Below are 11933 nucleotides of genomic sequence, written 5' to 3' on the forward strand. Positions count from 1 at the left end.
TCTATCTGACCCGGTAGCTCAGCTGGATAGAGCAACTGCCTTCTAAGCAGTTGGTCGGGGGTTCGAATCCCTCTCGGGTCGATGATTGTTCTAGAAACGGTGGATGTAGTTCAGCGGTAGAGCCCCGGTTTGTGGTACCGGTCGTCGCGGGTTCGAATCCCGTCATCCACCCACTAAAATCGCCTTCGGCGATTCAAAATTCCAAACAACTTAAATAGATAACCAAGAAATTGGGATTCGAACGATTTTGCGAAAGAGTTCGAGTAGCCAATTTGGCAAGACACCTTGCCTAATTGGCGTTAAACGAGAACGACCGAGCACATGGAAGTGCGAGGGCTCGCAAAAGACGGCCTGGAACGAGTTCGACCCGGAAGGGAGAACCGTGTAAGGCGAAATCCCGTCATCCACCCACTTGTTAAATTTCCCATTCAACGAATAAACTTTTTGAAAATTGGTTCAGGCGCCTTGCGTTCGCCTGGCCCTCCATGGCCAGAGCTCCCGCTCGCACCCGTCCGTGGTTGCTTTGCGGCGCCCGTACCAATTTTCAAAAAGAACTCGAATTCATTGGGAAATTTGGAACAAGTGTTAAAGTTACTTAAGAAAGAATTTTATTGGGATTCGAACTTCATTCGGGAAATTTGGAACAAGTGTTAAAGTTACTTAAGAAAGAATTTTATTGGGATTCGAACTTCATTCGGGAAATTGGGATAAGTGTTAAGGTTATTGAGGAATTAATTGTATTGGGATTCGAACTTCATTCGGGAAATTGGGATAAGTGTTAAGGTTATTGAGGAATTAATTGTATTGGGATTCGAACTTCATTCGGGAAATTGGGATAAGTGTTAAGGTTATTGAGGAATTAATTGTATTGGGATTCGAACGATTTTGCGAAAGAGTTCGAGTAGCCAATTTGGTTAGATACATTCCCTAATCGAAGTTAAAGGATGATTTGTCGGGATATACTTCAAATTCAGCAAAATTTTCTCAATTTTGGAAATTTTTTGCCAAAATAGATTCGCCTTCAATTCAGTCCACTTTCAATAATGGGATGTTCATCAAGTATTCCATGAAAACCTTCTTAGTTTAGTAGCGATAAACGTTCGAAAAATCAGAGGGAGATTGTCGGCGGTGTTAAATGATAAAGTTTCAAATTGTTTGGCATCGATCGATATTCTACTTTTTTTTTGCTTTCCAAACTCTATATTTTTTCACCCATTGCAAAGGGGAAAATTTTTCCAATGTTTGTGATCCTCAGAGCAAAGCATACTATCAGACTATTTTTTTAAAGTTTGCATTGAATGATAAAAGTATAACTTGTGGAATTGGTCCATTCGCCGGAAAAGAAATTACATCATACTCAATTCCTTCATTAGGAATATCTGGAATTATCTCAGATACGAATATCAGTCTTGTGTCTGATACACTCTCGTCTTTTACTCCGTTAGTTGCTAAATTTACAACCACTGGGGAAAGTGGTTCGATAGGTAACGTAACGCAGACGAGTGAGGTTACCTCAAATTCGTTTTCGTCAAATCTTATTTATACGGTGACTGCTACTGATGGTACTAGTAAGGATTATACTGTCACTCTTACTGCTCCAAGAATCTATGGAGGTTCATCTTTAGTAATTTGGTTCAAGGCAGACAGTCTTAATTTATCTGATGGTGCAAATGTTCAAACCTGGAATGATTTTAGTGGAAGAGGCAATCATCTCACGCAAATAACTTTCCCGACAAGACAACCAATTTATAGATTGAATCAGGTGAATGGTCTTCCAGCTCTCATTTTTCACAAGCATCTTTGACTTCGATGAGTTACACTGGTGGAACTGGATTTTCATCTGTTAACAGCGGATCTTTTTTCTTGGTATTTAAGATGCCACAAACTCATCCTGCCACAAATTTACTTTTAGTTGGTCCTGCAAATGGAAGAGAGATTAATATAGGTGCTTCACCTGGAAATGAGTTGTATCTTTGGCGAAATGGGTCTGGACTAACTCCTCCATCTGTCAATTCTATTCCCATTACCACTTTTATCGCAATTGCCAGTGTTCAGAATACTACTGTTAGTTGGCAAGAATATTGGAATGGTGACTTAAAAGGGAATGCAACCTCAAATATTGAAAGTTATGTGACAGGCACAGTTGGATCCCTTTCCAATGGCAACATGGATGGTGATGTAGCAGAGTTTTTCTTTTTCGATTCAGCATTATCGCAAAATGAAATCGATAAAGTATTTTGTTATTTGAGGGCTAAATACAAATTGATTGCTACTACGAAAAGCTGCGGAATATAAATCAATGACAAGGCCGACTCATATACTCAAAGTTTTAACCAAAAACTTGCCTTTAGATACCGACTCAGTTTTCACCCGCGGTCATTTTCCTTGCACACACCCATCCGTAGATATTGTGTATCGCCTGCAGTCCTTTTTGGAAAAATTTTGAATGTAGAAAACTACAAAGCACTATCGGTTCAAAAGATTGACGAGAGTGAAAAATACCTACTTAATTTATCCAAGTTGAGTATACAACCATAGAAATTTACCATCGCCCATCAATGTATCATTACCAAAATGTATTACAATTCACTCCTGAAGATGAGTAGAGTCATCCAAATCCCCAAAATATTGGAAATTTGATAAGGGAACTGAACCAAAATTGTAATATTTAGTTAGCATGTGTTAGGTGAAATTGGGCTAGTTTTAGTACAAGTCCTATTTAGCACCATGGTTTGCTAACTCAGTTTTCATTTGATTCGTAATTTTTCGGATTACGATATTATTTTATTTTCTAATTCACAACATTTAATAAACTAAAGCTAACATTAAGAGGAAAATCATACGTATGTATTCTTATTTTTCAAATATAACCATTCGATCCAGACTTATCCTTTTACCTCTTCCTGTTCTCCTATTTTTGTTGATAGCACTGGTTTTGTACATTCAATCACAGAATCAGGAAATTGATTTTTCGTTAAAAGAACAAAAGGGAATCGAAATTATCAAACCAGTTTATTTTGCCTACAAAGTAGCATTGCCAAAATTTAAAATTGGCAATGAGAATGTAGATGATCTGAAACCAATGATAGAAGAAGGAAATGTAACCATTCTCAAATCAGGAATCCTATCTGAAGACTCTAAACAAATTCAAAAATGGAATACGTATTTATCATACGATCGATTTGACCAACTCACAACACGCAACTTTTTGGAAGATACACAATCTTTAGCGGTCAAAATTGGAGATCATTCCAACTTAATTTTGGATCCAAAACTTGAATCTTATTACCAAATGGATATCATCTTGTTCCAAATTCTAGCATTGTGGAAACATGTCGGGCAACTGAAAGAATTAATTCGAGATGAGTACTTAGGAGAGAATCGAAAAAGAAAGAACTTCTCCAATATTAGTTATACAAAATCGATCATATCAATTAGTGCCATTGAAGATATTTGTATCAATATAACAAATTCATATCATAAAACAATGGAAAATGCTCCAATCTACCAAGAGAAGATTCAAAAAAACGTAAACCAGTCCAATGAAACTTGTAATGCTTATGTTGCTGAATTGAAAAAAGTACTCATCACTCAATTAACCAAACCAGATTCATCAGACGAATTATTTAATATCATCCATAAGGGAACATTTCTTAGATCTGAGATTCAAAATTTCTCAATATCGGTATTTGAAAAATTGATAGAGGAACGTTTAGCAGAACAAAGATTCCATCGGATGGTTAATATCATCATACTTGCATTGGCACTGAGTATTTCTATCCTTTTGATTTTTCTCATTTTTAAAAGTATCAATCTTCCTTTAAGAACCGTATTAATCAAAATTGAAGAATTATCGAGTGGTAATGCAGATCTAACAAAACAGTTACCTTCATTTGGCGAAAATGAAATAGGTGAAATTTCTGGTTCTATCAATCGGTTCTTAAGTCAATTACATGATATTATCATTCAACTCAAATATTCTGTTAACCAAGTTGAAAAAAGTTCAGAACAATTAAAACTAGATGCCTCTTCCGTATCGGATAATGCAACTGGACTCGCATCAACCACGGAAGAGTCTGCCGCTTCCTTGGAAGAACTATCGTCATCCTTTGAAGTGATGTTTGGTTCCATTACCGATGAAACAAAAAACATTTCAAAAATTGCAGAAGAGATTCGCAATATTCCATAGTCAATATTGAAAAGGAACTCTCTCAGTTATCTATTGAATCTGTTACATCAACTCAGTTGGCTGATAAAGGGAATGGTTCCATTCGTAGTACAGATCGTTCGATGGAAGATATACGATTGGCAACTAAAGAAATTTCAGGGATTGTCGGGTTGATTACCGATATTTCGGAACGAACCAATTTGCTCGCCCTCAACGCGAGCATAGAAGCTGCAAGAGCTGGCGATGCAGGTAGGGGATTTGCCGTTGTGGCTGAGGAAATATCCAAACTCGCAGACAAAACGAGAACATCTGTGAAAAACATTATGGTATTAATTACTAAAACAGATACTGCGGTAAATACTGGCATCGACCATGTAAACGAAACGGTAAATGTACTGAATGAAATTGTAGGCCAATCCAATCGAATTCAATTGGGTGTCACTAAGTTAAAAGGTGAAATTTCATCCCAATCCAATAGTTTAACAAATGTTTCAAATGAACTGAAAGAACTTCAATCATTGGCCGAATCGATCGAAACATCTTGCCAAGAACAAAAACGTACTTCCGAGGATATGGTTGTGAGTGTAAATTCGTTATCAGGAAATGCACAGGAACTTGCACAAAGTTCGGAAGATTTAAACCGAGTCAGTGTGACAATTAGTACTGTCGCAAAAACCATTTCTACGATTGCAAATTCTTTTGTAACTTCTAATCGATAAAAATGAATTGATCATCAAACGATTTTTGAATCATGCAATTGGAATGGAATTATTTGTTCTTTGAAATCAAATTCCTTCTTGCTCTTTCCGAAATATATTTCTGTAGTGAATTCAAATGGCAATGAATTCCACTACAAAGAAAGATAAATGGATTATAGGTTCTTTATTATTTCTTAGTTTTGTTCCAAGCATAGCGGGTCTCGTACGTATTTTCCAACTGACAACTGGATCTGGTTATACGGTAGAAAACCAAAGGTTTTTTGATGACCCTATTCCTGTTCTATTTCATATCGTTTCTGTCCTCATTTATAGTATTTTTGGTGCATTCCAATTTGCTCCTGGATTTCGAAACCAACATCTTACATGGCATCGTAGATCTGGTAGAGCACTTGTTTTCTTTGGATTAACCTCTGCTATCTCCGGAATTTGGCTCACACTTGCATATCCCAAAGTCCCAACTGACGGAGACTGGTTATTCGGTATCCGTTTGTTCGTTGGATTTTGGATGTTGTTCTGTTTGGTTTTGGGATTTGGATTTGCTTTTCGTCGCAAATTCCATCTACATAGCCATTGGATGATCCGAGGTTATGCGATAGGAATGGGTGCTGGCACACAAGTGTTTACTCATTTGCCATGGTTTGTGATTGTTGGTGGAGACCCTTCGGGTGTCCCAAGAGATTTGATGATGGGAGCCGGTTGGTTTCTCAACTTTTTATTTGCCGAATGGATCATCCGTAAAAAAGGAAAATAAGTTTTTTTTAAGAATTTTGAAATTCGAGAGATTTCTAATTTAGCAGTTGCCAGATTTTTTCCAATCGGTATGCCTAAGTAAGTTTCGACTAACGTAAGCGAAACTTAGTGGGATGTACGAGTGGAAATAGAGACAAAACAAATTCGTAAGATCCCCTCTTGGATTAAAATTCTTAACCCATTCCTCTTTTTCGGACAATCTAGTTTTGCTAATGAGTCAGTTGGCCTGTACTTAAAGTGGAAACACCAATTCCAATTTGCTGGTTATTACACTGCCTTAGAAAAAGGATATTATAAAGAAGTGGGACTTGATGTCACCATTCATGAAAGTAAAAATGGATTGGAGGGATTACACCAATTTGTTTCCGAAAAGGAAGCTCGTTATGGTGTTGGTACAAACGAAGTTTTGTTACAATGGCATGCAGGAAAACCAATTGTAGTCATTGCAGTTATCTTCCAACATTCTCCCACCGTATTATTTACCAAAAAAATCCAAACAAATCAAAGTATCCAAGATTTACTGGGAAAAAAGATTATGTTGTCTCCACATGTTTATGAAATTCTTGCTTATTTAAAAAAGGAAAAATTTAATTCAAATAATTTCAAAGAACTTCCTCATAGTTTTCGATTTTTGGATTTGGTAGAAGGAAAAGTTGCTGCCTTAGATGGATATTCAACAACACAAACTTACGAATTCCAAAAAATAGGATTTCCAGTCATGGTTTTTTCTCCAAGAACCTAAGGAATTGATTTTTATGGAGATAATCTTTTTACAAGCCAACTCGAAATCCAAACCAATCCCAATCGCGTAAAACGATTTAGAGAGGCTAGCCTTCGCGGTTGGAATTATGCAATGAAAAACAAATCCGAAATAGTGGATCTTATCTTTCAAAAGTATTCTAATGATATAACAAAGGAACAACTATTATTCGAAGCAGATGAAATGGAATCATTGATTCAACCTAACCTTGTAGAGATTGGTTACATGTACGAAGGAAGATGGAAACATATTTCGGATGTGTATGCTGACTTTGGAATGTTGCCAAAAAATCTAAATTTAAACGGATTTTTATACTATCCCAATCCAAAACCGGATTATGGTTTACTTGTTTCGATTTTTGTATCGGTATTTGGATTTTTGTTAATTGTATGGGTATTACAGAGGTATCGATGGAATGTGCAATACTCAGAGAATCTGAGAAGAGAGGTATTACATCGGACAGATGAATTAAAAGTATCAAATGATAACCTTCATTCAACAAATAAAATTTTAGAATTAAAATTGAGTGAGTTAAGAGAAGCACAAAGTAAATTGTTAACTTCAGAAAAATTGGCAACAATCGGAAATGTGACGGCAGGTATGGCCCATGAGTTAAATAATCCTCTAGGTGCGATTGTATCAACAAACAGTGGTATAACGGACTTTTTTCATAAAGAACTGAATTCCATCATCCACCAATTGGTTTTATTTTCCAAAGAAGATAGAGAACGTTTTTTCCTTCTCATCAAAAGGTATACCAATATTCAAATAGATCTTCTGATTGGGAAAAAAGAAAGGGAATTCAAAAAAGATTTAAAAATGAAAATGGTTTCAATTTTAAATAAACAGGAAGATTTGATAGAAGAAGATTTTTTAGATCTACTCATCGATTCACTTGCATATACTTTGGAAGAAAAGTTAAATTGGATTTTGGAGAGTTCAAATGCTGCTAAAATTTTGGAATTAGGATCAAAAATAGCAAATGTATATCGATCGAATTCTATTATTTCTCTTGCCTCAGAAAAATCGACCCAAGTCGTAAAAACATTAAAGAATTATCTACTGACAGATGATGCTTCCCATAAAGAAGAAAGAAATATCGACATCATCCAAGGAATAGAAACCATATTGTCTTTGTATGAGTACCAAACGAATAATCGTGTGAGATTCATAAAAGAGTTTCGTTCTCATAGAAAAGGAAAGGGCAATCAGGACCTTTTCCAATTGGTTTGGGTCAATTTACTGAATAACGCTTTGTATGCGATTCGCAATGAAGGTACAATTGAAATTGAATCGAAAGATGATGGTCCGTGGATGGTCGTCAGTTTTATTGATGGAGGAATGGGGATCCCAGATGAAATCAAAGATCGAATCTTTGATCCATTTTTCACTACGAAAAAGGAAGGGGAAGGATTGGGGTTAGGACTGGGTATTTGCCGTAAGGTTATGGAGAAAATAGGTGGTCACATTCAATGCGAAAGCCGGGCCGGACAAACTCGATTTGATGTGTATGTACCTGCTGATGAAGGCTCTCCATCAACTGGTTCTTAGCTTGCAAATTAGACTAACCCAACCCAAAGTCAAACTGACACAAAAAGTTACAATCAATTGGGAACACTTTTCTTATGCTTTTTTTCTTTATAAATTGTTTTATCAATTTCCAATGCATTTTTTAAAAGAGGAATGAGGATGGAGGATTTGATTTCATCAGGGGAATGAAATGTCAGGCAGTACACTTGTTTACGATTTTCTCTTTCTAAGATTTGCTTTGGATCTTCCAATAGATAGCCATTACAAAATCCAAATTGAACACCTGACTTGGGACCAGGTTTGATGGATGCTGGCCAAATAAAACAAACGCGACTGTTTTGGAAATAATACAAAACCGAATAGGAAATTCTTTCTTCCAAGTTAGGGAATGTATTTAAGATTTCCTTAAGTTTCATAACCATTTCCATCTCGGTTTTCGTAATGGAAGAATAAAAAGTATCAAATTTGTGTTTGTTTTTCAGATCTTCTTGTTTTAATTGATTTGTTTTCATGTTTTGTTTCTCAATTCATTCTAAAGAAAACTCCAACGATGAACCATTCCTCTTTTTGATAGAAAAACCATAGCTTCATTGTCCTTTTCTGCTCGTAAACTAAAATTAATTCTTCATGAATTTAATTAGAAAAGGAATATAGATTTCTGATTCCATTGATTGATACAAAATAGAAAATCGAAGTTACGGAAAGTTTGGTTGAGTTTTGTCTTTTGGTAGAAGAAATAATTTCAGTTAGGTGGTATGTTTTGGATCTTTATTTGGAATTTGATCAAGTGGGCTTTTGATATTTTCAAGTCGGCTTCTTGCTACTTTTGTATAAATTTGAGTGGTACGGACACTTGCGTGTCCGAGTAGAGTTTGGATCATTCTCAAATCAGTTCCCAGTTCTAATAGATGCGTAGCGAAAGCATGCCGCAAACTATGGAACGTAACTTTCTTTGTAATGTTGGCTTTAACGACTGCTTGGTTAAAAATAGTTTCTGCAGTGCGAATGTGTAAAGGTTTTCTGTCCATACCAGGGAATAACCATTCGATCGATCGCATTTCGTTATAACTGTACTTAAGCAATAAATTGTATTCTCGGATTTTTAAGTATTCTTTTAATTCGTTTATCAGTGAAGTGGCAAGAATTGTATACCGGTCTTTTTTACCTTTCCCTTGTGTGACTCGAATCATATTTCTTTCCAAATCAATGTCCTTCGTTTTTAAATGGATAACTTCTCCTACACGTAAACCTGCTGAGTAGCTTAACAAAAGTAACATTTTATGTTTTATATTTGGTAAAGCATCAAAGATGGATCTTGTTTCTTCAGCGGTTAAAACTTCAGGAAGTTTTTGTTCCCCACTCATTTTTGGAAATTTTAAATGCAGTATTTGCTTGCGCACAACTTTGAAATAAAAAGTGAAGGCTTGCCTTGCGCTCCTAATGGTTGCTGATTTCACTGATTTTTCTTTTACTTGGTAGTCTAAAAAATTTTCTATGTCTTTGGATTTGATATTGATTGGTAATTTTCCTGTAAAAGAAAGGAGAAGACTTAAGTGTGAGTAATAGGTTTTTGTGGTGCAAAGACTAAAATTTCGTTCCCTTGCTCCTTTAAAAAAATCTTCTAGTATTCCACATTGTTTTGGAATTTCTTTGAAAACAATGCGTATGTCTTCATTGGAAAATTCAGCTAATACTCGTTTTATGGTATTAGGTTCGTTTGGGAAAGACCAAGTTTTATTGTCTGGATGGTAAATCGATTTTGGTATGGATTTAACAATTTTTACAATTGATTCCGAATAAGGGAAATATAAATGGAATCGTTTGTCTTCTGCAGAAAGTTTGAATTTCATCATAAACCACCTAACCTTTACGTGTTATTGGCTATAGATGGTGGTATAAACGAAAGATTGTCTAAATTTTATGATAGAATTTGATTTATAAAATTTTTTTTTCTTGGAAAGTTCACCCTTCCTCTCAAATTGAAACGGTAAGGGAGAAATATGAATTTAGTTACAGTAGGATTGGGAATCTTTTTTATCATTTATGGGATCACAACATATGTATTACGACTCTACAAACCGAGTTTTTTTTGGAAATTGGAACCAATGAAACAAAAATGGGGAGAAAAAAGAGGATACTACATCCATGTTTTTAGTTATTCGATTTTACCTGTTTTCCTAGGTATCGTATATACAATATTAGGTGTTCGCGGTTAAACGTAAATTCGCATAGTTCGCGTTAGTGGGGCGCCTCCCAATCATTTAAAAATACATTTTATTTCGTAATGGACCGGGCCCTCCGCTACAATCTTTCTCATTCGAGAAAGGATTTCCGCTAGGGTCCCTGGCGCAAAATTAGAATTATAATTTATGAGAAAGGATCGTGTCTAGTCTGGATGGAGTTCTATCTTCAGGATAATCCGTACTATAATGCAATCCACGGCTCTCTTTGCGGAGTAATGCCGAACGAACGATGAGTTCTGCTACTTTCACTAAATTGCGAAGTTCCAATAAACCAAGAGATACCGTTGTTCTATTGTAATAGTCTTTCACTTCTTGTGAGATCAATTTTAAACGACGAAGGGCTCTTTCCAGTCGCATATCCGATCTTACAATCCCCACATAATTACTCATAATCGTTTTGATTTCGATTAAATCATGTGAAATGAGAACCCATTCTTCTGTATTGGTTGTTCCTTCTTTGTTCCAATCAGGTATCAAATCCGTTTCGCTTGAATACCCAAGTTTTCCTTGGGAACGTATGTCTTCTGCAATGCGATGTGAAAAAACCAAACATTCTAGTAAACTATTCGATGCCAATCGGTTTCCACCATGGACTCCCGTACAGGTGGTTTCACCACATGCATATAAGTCGGCAATATTCGTTCGACCTAAAAGATCAGTGGCAACTCCACCACACATATAATGGGCAGCTGGAACCACTGGGATCGGATCAGTTGTGATATCAATTCCTAGTTTTTTACACCTTTCATATATGGAAGGAAAATGGCTGATGATATCATTTGCAGGACGATGTGTGATATCGAGTAAAACATGTGGTTCTCCTCTCTTTTTCATCGTATCGTCGATTGCCCGCGCAACAATATCTCTCGGTGCAAGTTCACCTAACGTATGGTAGTCTTTCATAAAAGGCCTTCCGCCAATTTCGCGAAGGATCCCACCATGGCCACGGACGGCTTCTGAAATTAAAAAACTATTGCCTTGTTCATGGAAAAGTGATGTAGGGTGGAACTGGTAAAATTCCATGTTTTTCACAATGGCACCAGCGCGGTAGGCACTTGCGACTCCATCCCCAGTGGCAATGTTTGGATTGGTTGTATGGAGATACACTTGGCCAGCACCACCTGTTGCCAAAATTGTTTTTTTAGCAAGAACAGGGAATACCTCACCCGTTTCCGTATCTACAATATAGGCACCATAACATCGTAAAGGAAGATTGTCTTTATCCTTTAAATGGTGTTTGGTGATAAGATCAACACAGGCATGGTTTTCTAAGATCTGGATATTTTTATTTGCATGGACATGGTCGAGAAGAGATTGTTCAACCGCACTTCCCGTCCTATCGAGGGAATGGATGATGCGATTTTTACTATGGCCACCTTCGCGTGCTAAATCCAATTCACCAGTTTGATTTCGTGTAAATGGTACACCTAAATCTAAAAGTTCTTTTACCCGTGTTGGGCCTTCTTCTACAAGAACTCGTACTGCCTCTGGGTCACATAAACCTGCACCTGATTCTAAAGTATCTTTGATATGTTCTTCAAATTTATCTTTATCATCAAAAACAGAGGCAATCCCACCTTGTGCGTAATTGGTATTGGATTCATAGTCTGCCTTTTTGGTGACCACAACAACGGATCCGAGCGGCGCCAATTTCAAAGCCGTAAACAATCCACTTACACCGCTACCAATGATCAGAAAATCTGATTTAATTCGTGTCACATTGTTTCCAATCTATATAATTCAAAATACAAACTTCTAAGTTA

Annotated in this window: 10 protein-coding genes, 2 tRNA genes and 1 pseudogene; 10 read left to right on the top strand and 3 right to left on the bottom strand. The window is 36.4% G+C overall.

From position 1 onward, the window contains the following. Nucleotides 1-7 precede the first annotated feature (7 nt). The 9 genes and pseudogenes from LEP1GSC202_RS07815 (at nucleotide 8) to LEP1GSC202_RS20375 (ending at nucleotide 7948) form a co-directional block, all read left to right on the top strand. Nucleotides 8-81: transfer RNA gene (locus tag LEP1GSC202_RS07815), tRNA-Arg, on the top strand. A gap of 18 nt (nucleotides 82-99) precedes the next feature. Beyond that, a tRNA-His gene (locus LEP1GSC202_RS07820) sits at nucleotides 100-171 on the top strand. Nucleotides 172-1135: 964 nt separating this feature from the next. Next, nucleotides 1136-1804 (top strand): DUF5018 domain-containing protein, encoded by a 669-nt coding sequence (locus tag LEP1GSC202_RS19450; protein ID WP_015676741.1) that lies wholly within the window; start codon nucleotides 1136-1138, stop codon nucleotides 1802-1804. A 71-nt stretch (nucleotides 1805-1875) separates the two neighbouring features. Next, nucleotides 1876-2295, top strand: coding sequence for a hypothetical protein (locus LEP1GSC202_RS19455; protein ID WP_051125299.1), 420 nt, complete (start codon nucleotides 1876-1878; stop codon nucleotides 2293-2295). A gap of 550 nt (nucleotides 2296-2845) precedes the next feature. Continuing rightward, complete coding sequence (locus LEP1GSC202_RS07835) at nucleotides 2846-4189, top strand: HAMP domain-containing protein (RefSeq protein WP_015677478.1); 1344 nt, start codon at nucleotides 2846-2848, stop codon at nucleotides 4187-4189. A gap of 56 nt (nucleotides 4190-4245) precedes the next feature. After that, nucleotides 4246-4887: a methyl-accepting chemotaxis protein gene (locus LEP1GSC202_RS20430; RefSeq protein WP_015676948.1), complete on the top strand. Its 642-nt coding sequence runs from the start codon at nucleotides 4246-4248 to the stop codon at nucleotides 4885-4887. 121 nt (nucleotides 4888-5008) lie between these two features. Then, nucleotides 5009-5638 (top strand): DUF2306 domain-containing protein, encoded by a 630-nt coding sequence (locus LEP1GSC202_RS07840; RefSeq protein ID WP_039928366.1) that lies wholly within the window; start codon nucleotides 5009-5011, stop codon nucleotides 5636-5638. Nucleotides 5639-5758: 120 nt separating this feature from the next. Beyond that, nucleotides 5759-6493, top strand: a pseudogene (locus LEP1GSC202_RS20015) (ABC transporter substrate-binding protein); the annotation flags it as partial. Between the two features lie 729 nt (nucleotides 6494-7222). Further along, complete coding sequence (locus tag LEP1GSC202_RS20375; protein WP_279615303.1) at nucleotides 7223-7948, top strand: sensor histidine kinase; 726 nt, start codon at nucleotides 7223-7225, stop codon at nucleotides 7946-7948. Between the two features lie 53 nt (nucleotides 7949-8001). Here the strand turns inward: LEP1GSC202_RS20375 and LEP1GSC202_RS07850 are convergent, their stop codons facing one another. Together LEP1GSC202_RS07850 and LEP1GSC202_RS07855 are read right to left on the bottom strand one after the other, a co-directional pair. Then, nucleotides 8002-8439, bottom strand: a complete 438-nt coding sequence (locus LEP1GSC202_RS07850) for a DUF1801 domain-containing protein (protein WP_015677238.1) — start codon at nucleotides 8437-8439, stop codon at nucleotides 8002-8004. 234 nt (nucleotides 8440-8673) lie between these two features. Then, nucleotides 8674-9780, bottom strand: coding sequence for a tyrosine-type recombinase/integrase (locus tag LEP1GSC202_RS07855; RefSeq protein ID WP_015676784.1), 1107 nt, complete (start codon nucleotides 9778-9780; stop codon nucleotides 8674-8676). A 147-nt stretch (nucleotides 9781-9927) separates the two neighbouring features. Here LEP1GSC202_RS07855 and LEP1GSC202_RS07860 point away from each other — a divergent pair, with 147 nt between their 5' ends. After that, nucleotides 9928-10143 carry a hypothetical protein gene (locus tag LEP1GSC202_RS07860; RefSeq protein WP_015677383.1) on the top strand — a complete coding sequence of 72 codons (216 nt, stop codon included), beginning with the start codon at nucleotides 9928-9930 and terminating at the stop codon, nucleotides 10141-10143. A gap of 144 nt (nucleotides 10144-10287) precedes the next feature. Here the strand turns inward: LEP1GSC202_RS07860 and nadB are convergent, their stop codons facing one another. Further along, nucleotides 10288-11889 carry an L-aspartate oxidase gene (gene nadB / locus LEP1GSC202_RS07865; protein WP_015677000.1) on the bottom strand — a complete coding sequence of 534 codons (1602 nt, stop codon included), beginning with the start codon at nucleotides 11887-11889 and terminating at the stop codon, nucleotides 10288-10290. Nucleotides 11890-11933 lie beyond the last annotated feature (44 nt).

The sequence above is a fragment of the Leptospira yanagawae serovar Saopaulo str. Sao Paulo = ATCC 700523 genome, assembly GCF_000332475.2.
Classification (GTDB): Bacteria; Spirochaetota; Leptospiria; order Leptospirales; family Leptospiraceae; genus Leptospira_A; species Leptospira_A yanagawae.

Bases quoted from the DNA above. Each gene is read 5' to 3' on its own strand.
- LEP1GSC202_RS20375 (WP_279615303.1), top strand. From the start codon at position 7,223: ATGGTTTCAATTTTAAATAAACAGGAAGATTTGATAGAAGAAGATTTT.
- LEP1GSC202_RS19455 (WP_051125299.1), top strand. From the start codon at position 1,876: ATGCCACAAACTCATCCTGCCACAAATTTACTTTTAGTTGGTCCTGCA.
- LEP1GSC202_RS07840 (WP_039928366.1), top strand. From the start codon at position 5,009: ATGAATTCCACTACAAAGAAAGATAAATGGATTATAGGTTCTTTATTA.
- LEP1GSC202_RS19450 (WP_015676741.1), top strand. From the start codon at position 1,136: ATGATAAAGTTTCAAATTGTTTGGCATCGATCGATATTCTACTTTTTT.
- LEP1GSC202_RS07835 (WP_015677478.1), top strand. From the start codon at position 2,846: ATGTATTCTTATTTTTCAAATATAACCATTCGATCCAGACTTATCCTT.
- LEP1GSC202_RS07860 (WP_015677383.1), top strand. From the start codon at position 9,928: ATGAATTTAGTTACAGTAGGATTGGGAATCTTTTTTATCATTTATGGG.
- LEP1GSC202_RS07850 (WP_015677238.1), bottom strand. From the start codon at position 8,439: ATGAAAACAAATCAATTAAAACAAGAAGATCTGAAAAACAAACACAAA.
- LEP1GSC202_RS07855 (WP_015676784.1), bottom strand. From the start codon at position 9,780: ATGATGAAATTCAAACTTTCTGCAGAAGACAAACGATTCCATTTATAT.